Consider the following 18,658-nt stretch of genomic DNA (forward strand, 5'->3'; position numbering starts at 1 on the left):
CGATCCGGACGTTTCCTCGCTGCAAGGAGGGCCTGTGCTCACCGTCGGTGACAAGTTCCCCGAATTCGAACTGACCGCCTGTGTCTCGCTGGAGAAGGGCAAGGAGTTCGAACAGATCCACCACAAGTCCTACGAGGGCAAGTGGCTCGTGGTCTTCGCGTGGCCGAAGGACTTCACCTTCGTGTGCCCGACCGAGATCGCCGCCTTCGGCAGGCTGAACGACGAGTTCGCCGACCGCGACGCGCAGATCCTCGGCTTCTCCGGCGACTCCGAGTTCGTCCACCACGCCTGGCGCAAGGACCACCCGGACCTGACGGACCTGCCGTTCCCGATGATGGCCGACTCCCGGCACGAGCTGATGCGCGAGCTCGGCATCGAGGGCGAGGACGGCTTCGCCCAGCGTGCCGTGTTCGTCGTGGACCCGAACCACGAGATCCAGTTCACGATGGTCACCGCCGGTTCCGTCGGCCGGAACCCCAAGGAGGTCCTGCGGGTCCTGGACGCCCTGCAGACCGACGAGCTGTGCCCCTGCAACTGGTCCCAGGGCGAGGACACCCTCGACCCGGTCAAGCTGCTGGCCGGGGAGTGACCTGACATGGCCCTCGACACCCTGAAGTCCCGCATACCGGACTACGCCAAGGACCTGAGGCTCAACCTGGGCTCGGTCATCGGCAACTCCGACCTTCCCGCGCAGCAGCTGTGGGGCACGGTGCTGGCGACCGCGATCGCCTCCCGCTCCCCGATCGTCCTGCGCGAGCTGGAGCCGGAGGCGAAGGCGAACCTCTCGCCGGAGGCGTACACGGCCGCCAAGTCGGCCGCCGCGATCATGGCGATGAACAACGTCTTCTACCGCACCCGTCATCTGCTGTCGGACCACGAGTACGGCAACCTGCGGGCGGGCCTGCGGATGAACGTCATCGGCAACCCCGGGGTCGACAAGACCGACTTCGAGCTGTGGTCGTTCGCCGTCTCCGCCATCAACGGCTGCGGCATGTGCCTGGACTCGCACGAGCAGGTGCTGCGCAAGGCGGGCGTCGAGCGCGAGGTGATCCAGGAAGCGTTCAAGATCGCCTCGGTGGTCCAGGCGGTCGGCGTGACCCTGGAGACGGAGGCGGTGCTCTCCGAGTAGGGCCGGTCGTACACGGGCCCCGTCCACCCGGGTGGTGGGCGGGGCTCGGCCGTCGCCGCGCGCCCCCCGCCGGGGCACCCGCTCCCGCCGGGGCACCCGCCCCTTCCGGGGCACCCGCCCCTTCCGGGGCACCCGCTCCTTCCGGGGCACCCGCTCCTTCCGGGGCGCGCGTCGCCGCCCCCGCAGGGGCGGCCCCGTTCTCCTCCGGGCTCCCCCGGCTTTCTCAGGCCTCCCCGGAGGGAGCACTCTCCGACGGGCGGCCGGAGCCGTCCCCGGCCTCGATGGGCGCCACCGGCGCCACGTCCAGCGCCGTGGCTCCCCGCGGCCGCGGCGCCTGCCGCAGCGCCGACTCCCGCGAGTACGCGGCCAGATAACTCACGACCGTGTTGGACACCGCCACCAGCGGTACGGCGACCACGGCGCCGCCGATACCGGCGACCATGCCGCCGGCCGCGACCGTCAGCACCACCGCGAGCGGGTGGACGCGCACCGCGCGGCCGAGGATGAACGGCTGGAGGATGTGGCCCTCGATCTGCTGGACGGCCAGGACGACCGCCAGGGTCATCACCGCCGTGAACACGCCCTGCGTCACCAGCGCGACCACGACGGCCAGCGCGCCGGAGGCGACCGCGCCGACCAGCGGGATGAAGGAGAACAGGAAGATGAAGACGGCGAGCGGCACCGCCATGGGCACGTCGAGGAAGTAGATGCCCAGGCCGATGAAGATCGCGTCGATCAGCGCGACGATCACCGTGCCCCGCACGTACGCCGTGAGCGTCGCCCAGGCGCGCGGGCCCGCGCCCGCCACGCCGGCCCGGGCGGTGGCCGGGACCAGCTTGAGGGTCCACTGCCAGATGCGCTTGCCGTCGTAGAGCAGGAACAGCGTCGAGAAGAACGCGAGCAGGATGCCCGTGAGGGCCTCGACGACGACGGTGACGCCCTCCAGGCCGGCCGAGGTGATCTCGTCGGTGTTGGCGCCGACGGCGTCCCGCAGGTTCTCGGCGATGCCGTTGATCTGCTTGTCGGTCACATGGAACGGGCTGGTGAGCAGCCAGCGCCGCAGGTCGTCGATGCCGTCCTGGACCTGGTCGGAGAGGTTGTCGATGTTCTCCATGACCTGCCAGGTCACGAACCAGCCCATCAGCCCGATGACGACGAACCCGAGGATGGCCGTCAGGGCGGTCGCGGGGCCCCGGGGCACCCCCAGGCGCTTGAGGCGGGCGACGGTGGGCTCCAGCAGGGCGGTGAGCAGCAGCGCCACCACGAAGGCCAGGACGACGAGTTGGACGGCGCTGATGACCTTCATCAGGACCCAGACGGTCCCCGCGAGCACCAGCAGCCGCCAGCCCGCCTCGGCGGCGACCCGGACCCCCCACGGCACGACCTGTGCGGGGTCGGGGCGGGGAGTGGGAGGCGGCAGTTCCTCGGGGGGCACCACCAGGGTGTCGGGCGCCACCGGTCCGGTTCCCCCGGCCTCCGCGCTCTCCCGCCGGGCCTCGGCACGGCGCTCGTCGAGCCGCTCCCCCATCCTGGTCAGCCCGGCACCGATCCGGCCGAGCCAACGTGGCACTCGCGACATGATCCGTCCTCTTCCCCCGTCTCTCCCCACCACTCCCCCTGGAGTCGCCGGATCCGACCGTACAGGGCGAAAGCCCCTCCCCCTAGGACGGGGAGGGGCTGCGCGGGGTTGAGCCGACGGGCGCGGACCACGGGTCCTGCTCGACGTGGGGTACCGAGGGGCCGGGGCCGGGTACCGGTGGTCGGCTAGTACCAGTGGTTGGCCTGCCAGAAGGTCCAGGCCTCGCAGGGGCTGCCGTACCGCTCGTTCATGTAGTTGAGGCCCCACTTGATCTGGGTGGCCGGGTTCGTCTGCCAGTCGGAGCCGACGGACGACATCTTGGAGCCGGGCAGGGCCTGGAAGAGGCCGTAGGCGCCGGAGGAGGCGTTGACGGCCTGATAGTTCCAGCTGGACTCGTGGTTCACGATGTTGCTGAAGCACTGGAACTGCCCGCTGGGGACCATCTGCGCCGCCATCGCCTGGATCTGCGCGACGGTGTAGGAGCTCTGGACCGGGAAGTCGGAGGAGCTACGGCTGGCCGTGGCCGTCGCCTCGGCGCGCTCCTTGGCTTCCTTGGCCGCCTCGGCCGCCTTCTCGGCGGCCTTCTTCTTGGCGATCGCGGTCTTGGCGGCCGCCTTGCGGGCCGCCTCCTCGGCGTCCTTCTTGGCGCTCTCGTCCGCGGCGATCGCCTGGACGCTGGCCTGCTGCGTCAGGGACGCGGTCTGGACCTGGGCCTGCTGGCCGACAGGGATGTCCGCGAGGAGGGTCGCGTCGCTGGCCGTCGTTTCAGCGTCGATGGTCTGCGCGGTGCTGCCCGAGGCAACGCCGACGACGCTTCCGACAGCGGTGACCGCCGTGGCCGAGGCCACTGCGAATCCCCGGACCGAGATCCGGCTCACACGGTTTCCTTCCAGCATCGCCCGCTGAGGTGACCCTGGCGGACGCGATCGTGCCCCTGGCACTGGCCTCCCCACTGCGGGGTCACGGAGGCGCGGGCCCGGTGGGCAACTCCCCGTGGGGAGCGCCGCGTGGTGCTCGGGCGGCATACGACGGGCGGTATGGAGTTGGCTGTGAAGCGCTTGTGGTGCCGCACCGATGGGGGCGCAGATGTGTCGTATGCGGGGCCTGACAGGAGTGAGACTCTGCCGTAGTCCAGCGCCGCAAGGCAATTCCGAATCGGGTGTGAAAGCTCACATCCTGTTCGCCCCTGGGGATTTCGCCGTTCGGCCCCACACGAAGGCGCCGCCCGGCTAGGCTCACAGCCTTTGCCGGACGGCGCCAACTACCCCGCGACCTGCGCGAATTCGAGCAGACAGGTCAGATCTGCACGTCCTCCAGCATTTCGGTCACAAGGGCCGCGATCTGGGACCTCTCGGACCTGTTCAGGGTGACGTGCGCGAAGAGCGGATGGCCCTTCAGTTTCTCCACGACGGCGACCACGCCGTCATAACGGCCGACGCGCAGATTGTCCCTCTGCGCCACGTCATGGGTGAGAACGACCCGCGAATTGGCGCCGATACGGGACAGAACGGTCAGCAGGACGTTCCGTTCGAGCGACTGGGCCTCGTCCACGATCACGAAGGCGTCGTGGAGCGAGCGGCCGCGGATATGGGTGAGCGGGAGGACCTCCAGCATGCCGCGGGCGGTGACCTCCTCGATGACCTCGCGGCTGGTGACCGCCGACAGGGTGTCGAAGACCGCCTGCGCCCACGGACCCATCTTCTCGGCCTCGGTGCCGGGCAGGTAGCCCAGTTCCTGCCCGCCCACCGCGTACAGCGGACGGAAGACCATCACCTTCTGGTGCTGGCGGCGCTCCAGGACCGCCTCCAGGCCCGCGCACAGCGCGAGCGCCGACTTGCCGGTGCCGGCCCGGCCGCCCATGGACACGATCCCGATGTCCGGGTCGAGCAGCAGGTCGAGCGCGATGCGCTGTTCGGCGCTGCGGCCCTTGATGCCGAACGCCTCCCGGTCGCCGCGCACCAGCCGGACGTTGCCCTCGGGCGTCACCCGGCCGAGCGCCTTGCCGCGCTCGGACTGGATGGTCAGGCCGGTGTGCACGGGGAGGTCGGCGGCTTCCGGCACGTACACGTGCCCCTCGTCGAAGAGGATGTCCACCTGTTCGCCCGACAGGGGCAGTTCGGACATCCCGGTCCAGCCGGAGGAGTCCGTGATGGCGAGCTCCGCCCGGTACTCCTCGGCGAGGAGCCCGACGGAGGACGCCTTGATCCTGAGCGGGAGGTCCTTCGACACGACGGTGACGTCGAACCCCTCGGCCTGCAGGTTGCGGGCGACCGCGAGGATGCGTGAGTCGTTGTCCCCCAGGCGGTAGCCGGTGGGCAGCACGCTGGGGTCCGAGTGATTGAGCTCGACACGGATGGTCCCGCCCAGTTCCCCGATCGGGATGGGCGCGTCGAGGCGTCCGTACCGCACCCGGTAGTCGTCGAGCAGGCGCAGCGCCTGCCGGGCGAAGTAGCCGAGTTCGGGATGGTGCCGCTTGGCCTCCAGCTCCGTGACCACGACGATGGGGAGCACGACCTCGTGCTCGTCGAAGCGGGTCAGGGCGTTCGGGTCGGCCAGCAGGACGCTGGTGTCGAGAACGTAGGTGCGCCGGTCGGGCTTGTGGCGCTTTGTGCTGGTCACCACGGAAGGACGTACCCCCTCGGATGAGGTCGGGGAGCGACGGAGTGGAGCTGGACCGGAGTTCGGCGCCCCTGCACGGGCCGAAAACCGGCCCTCCGCTGCGTCCGTGCTGACCGCACGATCGGGCTGGTGCAAAGGGCCTCCCGGGCGGACGGCCCCGTGCCGCCCACTGAGGATGCGACACCCGTGGTTCGGGCGTCGACCTGCTTGGACTATGCCCTCGAACACGCGACGCCATGCCACGGCCCGGAACGGCGCGCCGGTGAACTCCTCGTTACTTCCGCACCGACCGGGGCACTCGCGACACTTTCCCCGGTGGTGCGGGCGGGCTCCGGGGCGGGGTGGGGTACGCCCGAACGGGTGGCCGTCCGGAGGTGCGTCAGCCGCCGAAACGGCGGTGGCGGGCCGCGTAGTCGCGCAGGGCGCGCAGGAAGTCGACCTTGCGGAAGGCCGGCCAGAAGACGTCGCAGAAGTAGTACTCGGAGTGGGCCGTCTGCCAGAGCATGAATCCGGACAGCCGCTGCTCCCCGCTGGTGCGGATCACGAGGTCGGGGTCGGGCTGGGCGCCCGTGTAGAGGTGACGTCCGATCATGTCGATGTCGACGGACTCGGCGAGGTCCTCCATCGAGACGCCGTTGTCCTGGGCGTCGACGATCATCGAGCGGACGGCGTCGGCGATCTCCTGGCGGCCGCCGTAGCCGATGGCCACGTTGACCAGTATCCCGTCGGTGTGGGCGGTGCTCTCCTCGGCCTCCTTCAGCGTGCGCTGCATGCCGGCCGGGAGCAGGTCGAGGGTGCCGACGTGGTGCACGCGCCAGCGGCCGTCGGCGGCGAGGGTGCGCACGACGTCCTCGATGATGCCGAGGAGGGGGACGAGCTCCTCCTCGGCGCGGTCGAAGTTGTCCGTGGACAGCAGCCAGAGGGTGACGACCTTGACGTCCGTCTCCGAGCACCAGCCGAGGAACTCCTCGATCTTCTCGGCTCCGGCCCGGTGGCCGTGCACGGTGGTGGAGCCCGCGGCCTTCGCCCAGCGGCGGTTGCCGTCCATGATGACGCCGATGTGCTTGGGCACCTGAGCGTGGTCCAGGTGTCCTTCCACCCGGCGTGCGTACAGCCTCACCAGCAGGCCGCGCAGCTTGTCGCGCAGGTTCACGTGAATGTCAGCCCCTCCGTGCGGATGCGGTCCCTCCGGGCGAATGCGGTCCCCGCGAGGCGGAAGCCTACCCCTGCGGGGCCTGGCCCGTGGAGCTCGGGGGCCGCCGACGGCGCGGTGCGGGGGGCGGTGCGGCATGGGGGCGGTACGGCGCGGAGACCGGTACGGCGCGGAGACCGGTACGGCGCGTGCGGCATGGGGGCCGGTGCGGCACGGAGACCCGGTGTGGCACACGCCGGACGCACGCTCCGGGCCGGCCGCCGGGGGCCGCGCACGCGGGCAGAAAAAACGGGCCGGTCCGTGGGGGGGAGACGGACCGGCCCGAGGGGGGGGTTCCCACCATAACCCTTCGTGAGGGATGGTGCGTGCATCAGCGCGCCACAATTACTCTCCGAAGCCGCGCGGCGACGCGGCGCTGGTCCTGCGCGACCGGGTTTTCAGATGACACATGGCCGAAAGACAGTAGATTCTCAAGTCAATCAGTCATACGGCAACGGAAGTGGAGGTATCCACCCCACTTCGCCCCACATCAGGCAGGCGCACGACCGTCCCCCCGACGGGCTACCCCGGGGACGCACGCCACCTTGACGCGAACGTCACCGCACAGCCCCCTCCACCGCGCGGTGACGCCCGCGCAGCTTTGCTGGCGCGAATTGCACGGCCCTGAACCTATGTGAGGCAGACGGGTGATGCGAGCCGCCGGCGATAACGATGGGGAAACCCTGTGGAGATGGCGGGGCGTTCTGTCGCGGAGTAAGACGGAATACACCGTTCCACTCGGCTGCCACCGAGGACGGCACGGCCCTCTTCGGGCTCTTCCACCAGCGGCCCGACCTCGACGACCGGTTGGCGTGGGGTGAGCGTGCGAGCGCTCGGGCGGAGCTTCCTGGCCAATCCCGCGGCGGGGTGCGGCGAGGGCCCGGGGAAGACCGAGGGGCATCCGCGGAGACGGTCGGCACGGTGCCGAGACGCACGCTCGGGCGCCGTCGGCGGCGGAACTGTCGACCGGGGAACAAGTTTCCCGCCGCACCGGCCGGGCCGACCTCGGTGAAGGCCGGGCCGACCTCGGTGAAGGGTCACTCACCTCCCCGCCTTCCGTGAGGAGGTAGGTCTTCCGAGGGGCTGGGCCTTGTCATCCCCTCACAATGCTTCAGGAATGCGTGGCGAGTTGGCGCATGGGAGGCCCTTCGCGAGCACGCTGGCGAGCCGGGCGGTCATCTCGCTCAGGAGATCGGCGTCGAAACCGGGGACGTTCCGCACCTCGGTCTCGACTTCCAGGGGGAGTTCCGCTTCCTGATCCTGGTGGGACCCCTTGATCTTGCAAGGGAACACGGCGGTGAGGTGCAGGCCGGCATCCTCGCGCACGACATGGACATCGCCACCTGTCGACTGCCAGCCGTCCCTGGACGCGACACCGTTCTCGATGTCCTCAGGAGTGTCGACGGACCAGCGCACGTAGGAGTTGAACCGCGCGCTCGTTCCGTCGATGCCGAGATCGCAGGGGTGTGCGGTATTGGCGTAATGTACTTCGCTGCCTGGCTTCCAGGATTTCGCGACACCTGCCCGTCCGGACATCAACTCACTCACAGGGGTTGAGTTCAGGGGCTCCAGGGTTCCGTCCCCCAATTCGGCCTGCAGCGCATCGATCCTGCTGGATCCGAACAACTCGTTGCACACGCTCCAACCCTGCGGTGCATCGCCCCTGTCCTTACTCTTTCCCTCGCCGGATCCGGAGCAGGCAGACAGCACAACCACCGCCGCGACCACCATGCCGACTCTCCCGGACGCCCTTCCGGTAAACATCACTACGACACCTTCTCCGCGTCCGAGATAGCGTCCTTACCATCTCTGTACGAACCTTCAATCTCCGTAACGAGAGCGTCCTTTTCCTGTTGAGTCATGCCAATGGCATCGGCATAGTTGGAGACAGGCACCCAGACTCCACGCTCACCGACAGTCTCGAGGTTCTGAACCTCCTGCAGTGCTTGCGGATCGTTCTTGTACTCGTTGTCCTGCAAGTACTGCATCGTGTGGTTGCCATAGGCCGTACTGACCGTCGAAGCACCCGACTCCAGCACGATCGGGACGACGGTGGTGGCGACGACGCCGGCGGCCGGACCTAGGATCAAGGCCGTGCCACCAGCGGCGGCCGCCGTTACGACGCCGGTCATCAGGCTCTTGCGCCACTCACCCTGCTTTGCCAACTCCATGTTCTCAGCGGTTGCGTCGTCCTTGAAGTCCTCGCGGATCTGGTGTGACCGGGATTCGTCGAGGATTCCGTTCACCTTGGCCGAGTTGTGGGCGAAGGAAATTCCGTCTTCCCGGTCGCCTTCAAGAGCCGCGAGTCCGCTTGCGGTGTAGACCTGCTGAGCGGCAGAGAGGGTCTGGTAGCCGTCCTGGTCCGCGGCGACCAGCATCATGAAGTTCCGTGCGTCCTGCTCTCCGAAAGACATACGTGTCGAGCCGTCACTGCTGTTGGCGAAGATACGGCCGCGCCCCACTTCGTCACCCGATGCACCGAAGTCCTTGATCGAGTAGTTGATGTCGTCGATGTACGCCGCGCCCATGCGGGCCAGGCTGTCCTTCATGACCTCGGGCGGCGCCCCGGCTTCAGAGGCGACGTTGTAGCGGTCGATCACCTTGTCCATGACCTTCCACGTCTCCTCGTCCCGGTGCAGCACCGGCGGATCCGCGTCCCACGCCGCCCCCGTGGTCGCGGCCTCCAGCGCGTGCCCCAGGGCATCTGGGCCCATCTCACGGGCGTGCTTCGCCTCGTCGCTGCCGGGGTGGACGAGGCTGTCGGGGGCCCACTCGAAGTTCTTGTCGTTCAGTTCGTCGAAGTACGACGTGAAGTCGAGGGTGCCGTCCTTGTCGACCGTGCCGTCCTCGTTGTAGGCGGTGGGCGGGTCGGTGAAGAACCTCTTCGCGGCCTCGGGGCTGTGCCCGAGTGCCTCCAGGACGCTGGTCAGCGGGTCGTAGCCGGCGCCGTTCTTTCCCGACGGGTTGAAGCCCCAGTCGAGGTCGGACCCGCCGATCATGGGCTTGTTCTCCATGAACCGGTACGGGTCCTTCTTGTGCAGTTGCACGACGTGTTCGGCGATGGGGTTGATGAACCGTGCGTCGTAATTCCCGTAGCGCAGGATTCCGCCCAGGAGCTGGTAGCCGTACGGCGACATGCCCGCGCCGGGGTAGAGCTCGACCCGCTGGGTGCCCAGCTTGCGGAACTCCGTCGACCAACTCGCTGGCAGGTGGGGCTTGTTGTCGGGGTCGGTCGCCGAGGCCAGGGCCAGGCCCATGTTCCGCTGGAGCTGCCGGGTGAGGGCGAGCCGCTCCTTGTTGTCGCCCATCGTGCCGTCCAGGGACATGCGGCCGTAGAACTCCAGCGCCTCCTTGGGGCCGCCGAGGGACTTGTAGAAATCCGTGGAGAAGTCCGCGTCCCTGGCGTTGAACTTCATGATGGAGTTCAGCTCCATGAACTGCTTGTCGCTCAGCTCCGGCCCGAGCTTCGCCAGTTCGGCCGCGCGCTCGGCCTGGGCGTCGTCGAGGGACTCGTACGATGCGTGACCGGCGTTGTGCTTGTCATTGCCGTGGCTCTTGGCCAGCGCACGGGTCAGGGACGTGTCGATCTCGGTGGCGTGGGCGACGAGCCGGTTGATGCGGTCCTCCAGCTCCTGCTTGGCGTCGAGCTGCTCCTGGGTGCGCTCGTCGCTGTCACCCCGGATGTGCGGGAAGAAGCAGCGGACCTTGCCCTCGCCGATGTCCTCGACGCGTACCCCGAGGTTCACCGCGTCCTGCTGGACCGCGGTCCGGATCTTCTTCTGGAGTGAGACCAGTTCCGTGTGGCCGTCGACGAGCACCTTGTGGATGCTTTCGGCCTCGGTGTGCAGGTCGTCGATCTCCTTCACCGTCTTGGTGACGAACTCCCGGGTCACCGTGGCGTTCACACCGGCCCATCGGGCCTTGTCCGACTTGGCCTGCATGCCCGTGCGGGCATTCTCCGCCGCGGTCTTGAGCGCGTCCACACTCTTGCCCCAGTCGGAGACCGCGGTGCCGAGTTTGCCGAGGTCGACCTCGACGAGGTCCGTGTAGGTGAGGGCCACCGAGACGCTCCTACTGGAAGTACTTGTCGATCTGGGACACGGGCAGGGCCCCGCCGTCGGTGCCGAGGATCACGGCACCGATCTTGGCGTCCTCCTGGGCATGCAGCTTCTTGCTGAAGTCGAGGTGGTCCGAGATGTGGGCGCATGCCTGGAGCACCGTCTTGAGCTGCGACGTCCAGATGTCGACCGTCGTCTCCAGCGCGCCGCCGGTCGCGAAGCCGTGCGACTTCAGGGCGGCGGCGGCCTGGCTCGAGGAGCCCACGCCGTCCTTGTTCGCACCGGCGCCGGCGATGTCCGCGCCGGTCTGGAGGTCCTCGTACAGGAGGAAAGCGTCGTGGCCGACGGCACCGAGGTCGTCCTGGTTGACCACCAGGTCACCGGCGCCGCTGCCACCACCCGGGTCCGCGGGGATCTGGTTGAGCCGCATCCGCGTCGCTCCGCCCTCCACCGCGTCGGCCTTCAGTTGCTCCCACTCGTCCCACGCCACGTCAGTGCCCCCGCTGCACTCCACCGATCACACAATGTGCTGTGACTTTACCGTGCGTACGGTGTGCGTGGGCTGACTCTGCGCACACAACTCGACTGAGTCATGGGCGCACTTGAGTACGCGGCGGCCGTGATCAGCGGAGGACCGTGTAGTGCAGCAGGGTCACTCCGCTGGGGAAGGTGCGGGACTCGGTGAGGTGGAGGGGGATGGTGGTGCCGGTGGGTGGGAAGAGGGGTTTGCCGTGGCCGAGGAGCACGGGGTGGACGTAGAGACGGATCTCGTCCACCAGGTCGTGACGGAGAAAGGTGGCGGCGAGGTCGGCGCCTCCGAGAACGAGGTCGCCCGTGCCCGGTTGGTTCTTCAGGGCGGTGACCTCCTCGGGTACGACCTCCCGGACGATCGTCGTGTTCCAGTCGGCCCGTTCCAGCGTCCTGGAGTACACGTACTTCGGGATGTCACGCCAGATGCCCGCGAACTCGGCCTCGGTCGCGCTCGCGCGTGGGTCGGCGTCGGCCGTGGGCCAGTAGGCGGCCATGAGGTCGTAGGTGACCCTGCCGTGGATCAGGCCGTCCAGGTCTCTGACGATGTCGTTGAAGTGCTGGTGCAGTGCGTCGTCGACCCGGTGCCAGGAGATGTCGTGGTCCGGGCCCTCGAAGTACCCGTCGATGGAAACCGATGACATCAGAACGATCCTGCGCATACGACGGCCACCCCTTCGTGTCCCGGCTCGCTACCGTGCAGAGGGTAGCTACGCGGCCGAGGGGAGACGAGTATGGCGCGCTGGCGTGACGGGCGGGGGGAGTTCGTCGTGGGCGGCGAGGCGGGCCTGCGGGTCCCCCTGGAGATCGCCACCTCGTACCGGGCACGGACGCGGGGACTGCTCGGCCGGGACCGCGTCGAGGGGGCGTTGCTGCTCTCCCCCGCCGGGAGCATTCACACCTTCGGCATGCGCGTCCCCATCGACGTCGCCTATCTCGACCGCCACCTCACCGTGATCGCCGTCCGGACCATGCCACCGGGGCGGCTGGGGCTGCCCCGGCCGCGTTCCCGGCATGTGGTGGAGGCGGCCGCGGGGGCCCTGGCGGGGTGGGGGGTCCGCGTGGGCGTGACGCTGCGGGTGGAGGTGGCCGACGGGAGGGGCGAGGGACGGCGGGAGCGGTGAGTGGCGGCCCGGGTCAGCTCGCGGTGCGGGGGAAGGTGACCTCCACTCGGCGGTTCTTCTTGCGGCCGGCCTCGGTGGAGTTGTCCGCGATGGGGAACTGTTCGCCGTAGCCGCGCACCTCGAAGGTGATGTTCGGGTCGTTCAGGTCGCCCGCGAGAGCGGCCTGGACGGCGTCGGCGCGCTGTTTCGACAGGACGTCGCCGTGGGCCGAGGAGCCGAGGTTGTCCGTGAAGCCGAAGACGCGGACCTGGGTGGCCTTCTGTGTGTTGATCTCCTGGGCGATCGTGGCGATCCGCGCCTGCGCGGCAGCGCTGAGCTTCGCGCTGTTCTTGCCGAAGAGGACTTCCGCCTGGAGTGCGAAGGTCACGTCGGCGTTGGTGTCCTCCCGGCGTTCGTCGCCGCTCTGGTCCTCGACGACCTGCTTGATGTCCAGCACCTTGGGCTCGGCGAGGGTGGCGCCCTCGGGGAGCTTGAGGTCGGGGTCGTTCGGGTCGACCTCCACGGGGGCGGTGGCGGTAGGTTCGGTGCCCGGCGGGACGCTGGGGCCGTCGGCCCGGGCCGGGCTCGCGGGGGTGAGGAGGAACGCGGTGGTGACCATCGCCAGGGCGAGGGGGGCGGACGCCGTCCGGGTGCGGGTCATGACCGGCCTCACCCGGAGATCTTGACGACCGCGCTGGGGAACAGCGGCAGCTGGAAGGAGACGTCGGTCGTGTCGGCGGGCGGCGACGGGAACTGGAGGAACACGTCGATCGATTCCCCGGCCTTGAGGGTCGAGAAGCCCGTGGTCGTCAGGGGGCGGCCTTCCGTGTCGCGCAGGACGTAGTAGCGCTTCTTGGTCTTGGAGTCGACGAGGGTGGCTCCGCCGAGGGACCTTCCGTTGTTCATGATCTCTGTTTCGTTGCCACTCAACTCCACCGGAATGACGGCCACTTCCGATCCGTCGTTCTTCAGCGCACCGTTGACGGTGACGAAACCGCCGGAGTCACGGACCGCCGAGGTGATCTGGAGGAGGAGCCCGCTCGGGCCCTTGATCTCGGCCAGCGGCGAGTCGGACTGGCCCTCCTGAGCACTCGGCGCGGACCCACTGCTCTGCGAAGCGGACGCCGAATTGTTCGATTTCTTGTCGTCGTCCCCGCCGCCACTACCGCAGGCGGTGGACCCCAGAGCCAGGCCGGCCACGACGGCCAACGTGACCATCCCCCTGCGGGCCTCCGCAGTGAACCGCATGCTCATCACTCTGCTTCCTTCTCCACTCGTCGTTCGCTCGTCAGCCGACCAGGTGGACATCGAAGAGGTCTTCGGGCCCCGGCAGATCGGTGAGGTCATCCGGGTCGAGTTCCCAGTCCTCGTCGTCACAGGTGAGCCCCGGCAGGACGTCGTCCTCCGCGTCCTCGCCCGGAAGTTCGAACGTGCACAGCGGCTCGATCACGGCGGTCGCGGAGGCATGCGCCCGCGTCGTGCTCGTGAGAGGGATGACGGAGTCCCCGGCGGACCGGTTCGCCTGGACGGTGACCTTGTATCCCAGCAGGCCGTCCGGGCCGCACTGCACGTTGCCGGCGTCGTTCAGCGCCGCGAGCTGCGCCGCCCGCCAGCAGGAGTCGGTGGCGCCGTTGCCGTCGAAGACGTCCTGCCATTGGGTGGGATCCCGGACGACCAGCAGCCACTGGTCGGCCAACTGGTCCCGGGTCTCCTGCGCCGCCGCCAGGGCCGCCGCGTCGGCGGCGGTCTGGGCGCCGTTCCGGTTCACCGCCGCCTGGCCGACCGCGAAGTACGCGAACGCGAGAAAGAGCAGGCCCCCCACCACCGTGATGTAGACGGGGAAGACCTGCCCTGCGTCGCCGTACGTACGCGCTCGGGTCAGGGTGCCACCTTGGCGATCTGAGCCGTGAGTTTGTTGACGATGGTGGCGCCCAGGTTCGTATTGGCGATGAGCACCACGATCGCCACCACCACCGCGATGATGCCCAGGTACTCCACGGCGGTCTGTCCCCGGTCGCCACGGCGTCGTACGGCCTGTGCCGTCGTGTTCTTCCAGCCGCTCACCCGGACCCGGGCTGCGACGGTGGTCCTCAGCAGCAGGTCGCTCAGGTCGCTCATGGCGTTCCTCTCCGTTTGAGGCGTTCCCGGCTCTGGGAACGTAGGGCGGAGCGGACGGCCGGGTGAAGGGTCCCTGGGCCCAGATCCGGGCCCAGGCGAAGGGGTGGCGGGGCCTCATGGGGTCACCGCCGTTCCCAGCCACTTGGCGGCCGCCTCGGAGCGGCTGCTGCTGTGCAGTTTGGCGAAGATGCGGTTGATGTGGTTCTTGACCGTCTTCTCGCTGATGAAGCAGGTGGCGGCGATCTGCTGGTTGGTCATGCCGGATGCGATGAGGTCCATGATCTCCGCCTCCCTCACGCTGAGTTCGGAGCCCCGACGTGACTGTCCCACAGCCGATTGCAGTTGCGAAAGCAGTTTGGGAGAAGTCGCTGGAAATGGGGGTGGTTGGGTTACGCCATTGTGTGCAGTCGCACTCTTCATCGATCTCAGCCGGGTCAGTACGGCGGTCGCCGCGGTCGGGGTGAAGTGGGCCCGGCCCTCCCGGACGTCCCGGACGGCGTTCACCAACTCCTCGACGGTGAACTCCCCGTGGACCAGATAGCCGCCCGCGCCCCGGCGCAGTGCCTCCTCGACGACCTCCGACTCGCCGCTGTACGTGAGCATCACGACCGGGGCGATCCCCACCAGGTGGGGCAGCGCAGCGAGGCCGTCCACGCCGGGCATGCGGACGTCCAGCAGGACGATGTCGGGCCGGTGGCGGTGGGCGGCCTCGTAGGCCTCGCGGCCGTCGGCGGCCTCCGCGACGACCGTGATGTCCTCGTGGTCGGAGAGGAGTGCCGTGAGACCGGCGCGGACCACGGGGTTGTCGTCGGCGATCACGACGCGCAGGGGTGGGCGGGGGCCCGGGTGGGGCCGGGAGACGTCTCCGAAGGGGGTCGGTGGCGGAGGCGGAGGCGGAGGCTGAGGCTGCGGCTGCGGCTGCGGCTGCGGTGGTCGGTCCGGCATCGGAGGCGGCCTCCTTTCGTCATGGGGATGGCGGGCGGGGTGTCACGGGTGGAGGGCGGGCGGGGTGCCATGGGCCGAGGGCGGGCGGGTGCCATGGGTCATTCGAGGGCCGTGAGCGGGAGTTCGAGGAGCACGCTGGTGCCGCGGGCGTGCGGGCCGGCGCCCAGGTGGAGGCGGGCGCCGACGGAGGCGGCCCGCTCCGCCATGCCGACCAGGCCGAAGTGTCCGCCGCGGCGGAGCTGTTCGAGGGTGGTGCCGGGTGGGAGGCCGCGGCCGTCGTCGAGGACGCTCAGGCGCAGTACGCCGCCGTGGACGCCGGCCCGTACCTCGACGCGGTGAGCGTCCGCGTGGCGGTGCGCGTTCTCCAGGGCCTCCGAGGCGATCGTGAGGAGGTGGCGGGCCACGGTCGGCGGGACGGGGAACGCCGCGCGGTCGCCCGTCGGGTGGTACGTGGCCGGTACGCCGAGGCGGTCGGCGACGTCGCGGGTGCGTGCCGCCAGTTCCGCCAGGACGTCGACGCCCTGCGCGGGGTCCGTCTCGCGGCGCAGGTCGGTGAGGAGTTCGCGGGACTCCGCGGCGGCCCGGCGGGCGGCGCGGGCGATCAGCGCGGCCTGGTGCTGCACACGGGTCCGGTCCACGCCGGCGGCCGCCGCCGAGCGGGCGAGGCCGTCCGCGGCGAGGGCGACGCCGTGGAGGGTCTTGGCCACCGAGTCGTGCATCTCGCGGGCCAGGCGGGCGCGTTCGGCCGCGACCGCCTCGGTGGCGGCGAGCCGGGCCTTGACGGTGGTCAGGGCGTGCGTCGCGGTGCCGAAGCGGAGCATGAGGTTGCGCAGGGTGGAGCCGACGGCGCCGGTGATGACGCAGAAGCCGGGCAGGAGCAGCCGTTCGGCGAGGCTCGCGCCCGACTCCCGCTCCAGGGTCGCGTGGACGAGCAGGAGGATCAGCGACTGGAACGAGGCGAAGCAGGCCGCCCCGCGCCAGCCGTAGACGATGCCCGCGAGGAGGGGCGTGCAGACGCTGACGTAGGCGAGGGTGGTGTCCGGGCCGGCGGAGATCAGCAGGAGGGTGCCGAAGAGGGTGTCCACGGCCAGGAGGGTGGGGTGGCGCAGGAGGAGCGGGCCGAAGCGTTCCCAGTCGCGGAAGAGGGCGTACGAGCCCATGAAGGTGACGACCACGGCCGCGCCGACCAGCCGGGCGCCCAGGCCCGGGGAGGCGTTGAGGAGGGCGGCCGGTGCGGCCAGCGCGATCATGGCGAGGCGGAAGCCGAAGACCTGGCGGCACATGGCCTGGAGGGCGTTGACCTGGAGGGTGAGGGGTGGCTGGGTCATGAGGGGTGGCTGGGTCGCGGGGGGCGGCTGGGTCGCGGGGGGCGGCCCGCTCTCGGGCACCGCCCCCTCGGGTGCTTCACCGGCTGCTCCCGGGCCGGCGCGTCGGTCCGGGCGGTCGTCGTGCCCCTTGGTGGTCGCCGTCATGACCGTCACCCCGCTCCCCCTACTCGCCCGTGATCGAGGTGAAGTCCGTGCCGGAGCCGAGCAGCATGCCCGCGCCGAGGAGGAGCATGGTGGCCGGGACCATGAACGTGGTGATCATCAAGGTGGCCTTGGGGACCGCCCGGGCCGCCTTGCGGCGGGCGTTCTGGGCGTCGGTGCGGCGCATGTCCTTGGCGATGGAGACCAGCGTGTCCACGATCGGCGCGCCCAGCTCCTCCCCCTGCTGGAGCGCCGTGACGAACATGGCGACCTGCTCGGAGTCGTTGCGGCGGCGCAGTTCGGCGAAGGCCTCGCGGCGGCTCATGCCGAGGTCCATCTGGCGGAGCGTGATGCGGATCTCGTCGGCCCACGGACCCTCGTACCGGGACGCCACGCGGTCGAGGGCCTGGCGGAAGCCGAGGCCCGCGCTCACGACGACGGCGAGGACGTCCAGGAAGTCGGGCAGCGTCCGTTCGATCGCGTCCTTGCGGACGCGGATGGCGGACCAGATGCCGACCTCGGACCAGAACACGCCGAAGGCGACCATGAGGAGGGCGAGGAAGTAGCTGCCCTGGAGGAGGGCGACCAGGCCGCCGAGGGCGCCGACCGCGCCGTAGACCGCGCGCCGGGCGGCGTAGCGGTCGAGGGTGAGGCCCCCGGGGTTGCCGGCCAGGTCGATCCGGCGCCGGTACCGGGCGACCTGCGCGGGGCCCATGAGGCGCAGGACGGCGGGGGCGTACCGCATGCCGAGGCGGTCGACGAGGGAGCCGACGGCGCCGGTGCGGCTGGAGCCGATCTCCAGGGCCAGCGCGAGGTCGCTGGGCAGTTTGGCGTCGGCCCGGTACATGCGCAGGCCGGTGAAGACGCCCCAGACGCCGAGGCCCATGACGAGTGCGAGCAGCAGTTCCATGGCGGGCGGTTCCTCCCCGGCCTCAGACGTCGATGCGGGACATGCGGCGGATGAGGACGAAGCCGACGGCGTACAGCCCGAAGGCGATGATCACGGCGGCCTGGCCGAGGGGGGAGCCCGTCATGCGGTCGAGGGTGCCGTCCTCGACGCTGTTCATCAGGAACAGCGCGCCGACCCCGAGCACCGGCACGGCGTACGAGGTCATGTTCACCTGCGACAGCTGCGTCCGCACCTCCCGTCGCGTCTCCTTGCGTTCCTCCAGCGTCTCCGTCAGGTTCCGCAGCGCCCCGACGACCTGGCCGCCGGCCCGGTTGGAGAGGACCAGGGTCGTGACGAGGACGACCAGTTCGCGGGAGGGGAGGCGGTCGGCGAGTTCGCCGAGGGCGTCGTCGAGGGAGTGGCCGACGGCCAGCTGGTTGGCGACCTTGGCCAGTTCCTCGCCGGCCGGGGCCTCCAGCTCCTCCGCGGCCATGCCGATCGCGGTGCGCAGGGCGAGGCCGGCGTGGGTGGCGTTGGCGAGGATGCGGGCGAGTTCGGGGAGCTGGTTGATGAAGCGTTCGATGCGTTTCTGGCGCTGCCAGGTGAGGAACTGCCAGGCCGCCCAGACGCCGAGGACGCCCGCCAGGGGGCCGAAGAAGGGGGCGAGGGCGGCCTGGCCGATCAGCCACAGGGCGGCGACCGCCGCCAGCATGGAGACGAAGAACTCGCCCGGCGTCACGTCCAGGCCCGTCGCGTTGAGCTTCCGCTCCAGGGTGCGGCCGAGGTTCGTACGGCGCAGCCGCCGGTCCAGGGTGCGGAAGCGGCGCCGGCGGCCGGTGAGGGGGATCTGGCCGGTGGCGGAGAGGCGCTCGACGAGGGCCGCCCGCTGGGCGCGGCCCCGTCCGTAGGTGTGCAGGCCCGCGACGGCCAGGACGCAGGCCAGGAGGGTCACGCCGGTGGTGAGGGTGATCAGGGTGTTCAAGTCCATGGGGCCGTGTCCTGTCCGTCCTGGCTGTCTTATCCGGCTTG

Annotated in this window: 19 protein-coding genes; 3 read left to right on the top strand and 16 right to left on the bottom strand. The window is 69.9% G+C overall.

Features of this window, described 5'->3' with window-relative positions:
• Positions 1-34 precede the first annotated feature (34 nt).
• The gene (locus ACIP67_RS40870; RefSeq protein WP_401699219.1) at positions 35-589 is read left to right on the top strand and encodes a peroxiredoxin; all 555 of its coding nucleotides are present in this window, start codon (positions 35-37) and stop codon (positions 587-589) included.
• 6 nt (positions 590-595) lie between these two features.
• Positions 596-1,129, top strand: coding sequence for an alkyl hydroperoxide reductase (locus tag ACIP67_RS40875; RefSeq protein ID WP_401699222.1), 534 nt, complete (start codon positions 596-598; stop codon positions 1,127-1,129).
• Positions 1,130-1,352: 223 nt separating this feature from the next.
• Here the strand turns inward: ACIP67_RS40875 and ACIP67_RS40880 are convergent, their stop codons facing one another.
• The 8 genes from ACIP67_RS40880 to ACIP67_RS40915 form a co-directional block, all read right to left on the bottom strand.
• On the bottom strand, positions 1,353-2,708 hold the full coding sequence (locus ACIP67_RS40880) for an AI-2E family transporter (RefSeq protein ID WP_401699225.1): 1,356 nt from the start codon (positions 2,706-2,708) through the stop codon (positions 1,353-1,355).
• A 185-nt stretch (positions 2,709-2,893) separates the two neighbouring features.
• Entirely contained in the window at positions 2,894-3,586 is a 693-nt protein-coding gene (locus ACIP67_RS40885; RefSeq protein WP_401699227.1) for a transglycosylase SLT domain-containing protein, read from the bottom strand.
• Positions 3,587-4,004: 418 nt separating this feature from the next.
• Positions 4,005-5,330 (bottom strand): PhoH family protein, encoded by a 1,326-nt coding sequence (locus tag ACIP67_RS40890; RefSeq protein ID WP_401699229.1) that lies wholly within the window; start codon positions 5,328-5,330, stop codon positions 4,005-4,007.
• A 376-nt stretch (positions 5,331-5,706) separates the two neighbouring features.
• The gene (locus ACIP67_RS40895; RefSeq protein WP_401699232.1) at positions 5,707-6,480 is read right to left on the bottom strand and encodes an isoprenyl transferase; all 774 of its coding nucleotides are present in this window, start codon (positions 6,478-6,480) and stop codon (positions 5,707-5,709) included.
• Positions 6,481-7,620: 1,140 nt separating this feature from the next.
• Positions 7,621-8,250, bottom strand: a complete 630-nt coding sequence (locus tag ACIP67_RS40900; RefSeq protein ID WP_401699234.1) for a hypothetical protein — start codon at positions 8,248-8,250, stop codon at positions 7,621-7,623.
• Between the two features lie 35 nt (positions 8,251-8,285).
• The gene (locus ACIP67_RS40905; RefSeq protein WP_401699236.1) at positions 8,286-10,580 is read right to left on the bottom strand and encodes a hypothetical protein; all 2,295 of its coding nucleotides are present in this window, start codon (positions 10,578-10,580) and stop codon (positions 8,286-8,288) included.
• Positions 10,581-10,590: 10 nt separating this feature from the next.
• Complete coding sequence (locus ACIP67_RS40910) at positions 10,591-11,067, bottom strand: hypothetical protein (protein ID WP_401699238.1); 477 nt, start codon at positions 11,065-11,067, stop codon at positions 10,591-10,593.
• A 133-nt stretch (positions 11,068-11,200) separates the two neighbouring features.
• Positions 11,201-11,767, bottom strand: a complete 567-nt coding sequence (locus ACIP67_RS40915; protein WP_401699241.1) for a dihydrofolate reductase family protein — start codon at positions 11,765-11,767, stop codon at positions 11,201-11,203.
• A 72-nt stretch (positions 11,768-11,839) separates the two neighbouring features.
• Here ACIP67_RS40915 and ACIP67_RS40920 point away from each other — a divergent pair, with 72 nt between their 5' ends.
• The gene (locus ACIP67_RS40920) at positions 11,840-12,229 is read left to right on the top strand and encodes a DUF192 domain-containing protein (RefSeq protein WP_401699243.1); all 390 of its coding nucleotides are present in this window, start codon (positions 11,840-11,842) and stop codon (positions 12,227-12,229) included.
• 13 nt (positions 12,230-12,242) lie between these two features.
• Here the strand turns inward: ACIP67_RS40920 and ACIP67_RS40925 are convergent, their stop codons facing one another.
• The 8 genes from ACIP67_RS40925 to ACIP67_RS40960 all read right to left on the bottom strand — a co-directional run bounded on the left by ACIP67_RS40925 (position 12,243) and on the right by ACIP67_RS40960 (position 18,617).
• Positions 12,243-12,869 carry an OmpA family protein gene (locus ACIP67_RS40925; protein WP_401699245.1) on the bottom strand — a complete coding sequence of 209 codons (627 nt, stop codon included), beginning with the start codon at positions 12,867-12,869 and terminating at the stop codon, positions 12,243-12,245.
• Positions 12,870-12,877: 8 nt separating this feature from the next.
• Positions 12,878-13,462, bottom strand: coding sequence for a hypothetical protein (locus tag ACIP67_RS40930; protein ID WP_401699247.1), 585 nt, complete (start codon positions 13,460-13,462; stop codon positions 12,878-12,880).
• Positions 13,463-13,496: 34 nt separating this feature from the next.
• Complete coding sequence (locus tag ACIP67_RS40935; protein ID WP_401699298.1) at positions 13,497-14,090, bottom strand: pilus assembly protein TadG-related protein; 594 nt, start codon at positions 14,088-14,090, stop codon at positions 13,497-13,499.
• Positions 14,087-14,317 carry a Flp family type IVb pilin gene (locus tag ACIP67_RS40940; protein WP_389514404.1) on the bottom strand — a complete coding sequence of 77 codons (231 nt, stop codon included), beginning with the start codon at positions 14,315-14,317 and terminating at the stop codon, positions 14,087-14,089. The genes ACIP67_RS40935 and ACIP67_RS40940 overlap by 4 nt, the downstream gene beginning before the upstream one ends.
• A 123-nt stretch (positions 14,318-14,440) precedes the next feature.
• Complete coding sequence (locus ACIP67_RS40945) at positions 14,441-15,271, bottom strand: response regulator (RefSeq protein WP_401699249.1); 831 nt, start codon at positions 15,269-15,271, stop codon at positions 14,441-14,443.
• 98 nt (positions 15,272-15,369) lie between these two features.
• Complete coding sequence (locus ACIP67_RS40950; RefSeq protein ID WP_401699251.1) at positions 15,370-16,743, bottom strand: sensor histidine kinase; 1,374 nt, start codon at positions 16,741-16,743, stop codon at positions 15,370-15,372.
• A gap of 19 nt (positions 16,744-16,762) precedes the next feature.
• Complete coding sequence (locus ACIP67_RS40955; protein WP_401699253.1) at positions 16,763-17,650, bottom strand: DUF5936 domain-containing protein; 888 nt, start codon at positions 17,648-17,650, stop codon at positions 16,763-16,765.
• 22 nt (positions 17,651-17,672) lie between these two features.
• A complete protein-coding gene (locus tag ACIP67_RS40960; protein ID WP_401699255.1) occupies positions 17,673-18,617 on the bottom strand; it encodes a type II secretion system F family protein in 945 nt (314 codons plus the stop codon).
• Positions 18,618-18,658 lie beyond the last annotated feature (41 nt).

Origin of the sequence: Streptomyces sp. NPDC088812 (assembly GCF_044750285.1) — a bacterium.
Classification (GTDB): Bacteria; Actinomycetota; Actinomycetes; order Streptomycetales; family Streptomycetaceae; genus Streptomyces.

What these genes read in the sequence shown, in the direction of transcription:
- ACIP67_RS40925 (WP_401699245.1), bottom strand. Translation starts at nt 12,869, where the DNA reads ATGACCCGCACCCGGACGGCGTCCGCCCCCCTCGCCCTGGCGATGGTC.
- ACIP67_RS40960 (WP_401699255.1), bottom strand. Translation starts at nt 18,617, where the DNA reads ATGGACTTGAACACCCTGATCACCCTCACCACCGGCGTGACCCTCCTG.
- ACIP67_RS40920 (WP_401699243.1), top strand. Translation starts at nt 11,840, where the DNA reads ATGGCGCGCTGGCGTGACGGGCGGGGGGAGTTCGTCGTGGGCGGCGAG.
- ACIP67_RS40950 (WP_401699251.1), bottom strand. Translation starts at nt 16,743, where the DNA reads ATGACGGCGACCACCAAGGGGCACGACGACCGCCCGGACCGACGCGCC.
- ACIP67_RS40955 (WP_401699253.1), bottom strand. Translation starts at nt 17,650, where the DNA reads ATGGAACTGCTGCTCGCACTCGTCATGGGCCTCGGCGTCTGGGGCGTC.
- ACIP67_RS40945 (WP_401699249.1), bottom strand. Translation starts at nt 15,271, where the DNA reads ATGCCGGACCGACCACCGCAGCCGCAGCCGCAGCCGCAGCCTCAGCCT.
- ACIP67_RS40875 (WP_401699222.1), top strand. Translation starts at nt 596, where the DNA reads ATGGCCCTCGACACCCTGAAGTCCCGCATACCGGACTACGCCAAGGAC.
- ACIP67_RS40880 (WP_401699225.1), bottom strand. Translation starts at nt 2,708, where the DNA reads ATGTCGCGAGTGCCACGTTGGCTCGGCCGGATCGGTGCCGGGCTGACC.
- ACIP67_RS40930 (WP_401699247.1), bottom strand. Translation starts at nt 13,462, where the DNA reads ATGAGCATGCGGTTCACTGCGGAGGCCCGCAGGGGGATGGTCACGTTG.
- ACIP67_RS40900 (WP_401699234.1), bottom strand. Translation starts at nt 8,250, where the DNA reads ATGGTGGTCGCGGCGGTGGTTGTGCTGTCTGCCTGCTCCGGATCCGGC.
- ACIP67_RS40915 (WP_401699241.1), bottom strand. Translation starts at nt 11,767, where the DNA reads ATGCGCAGGATCGTTCTGATGTCATCGGTTTCCATCGACGGGTACTTC.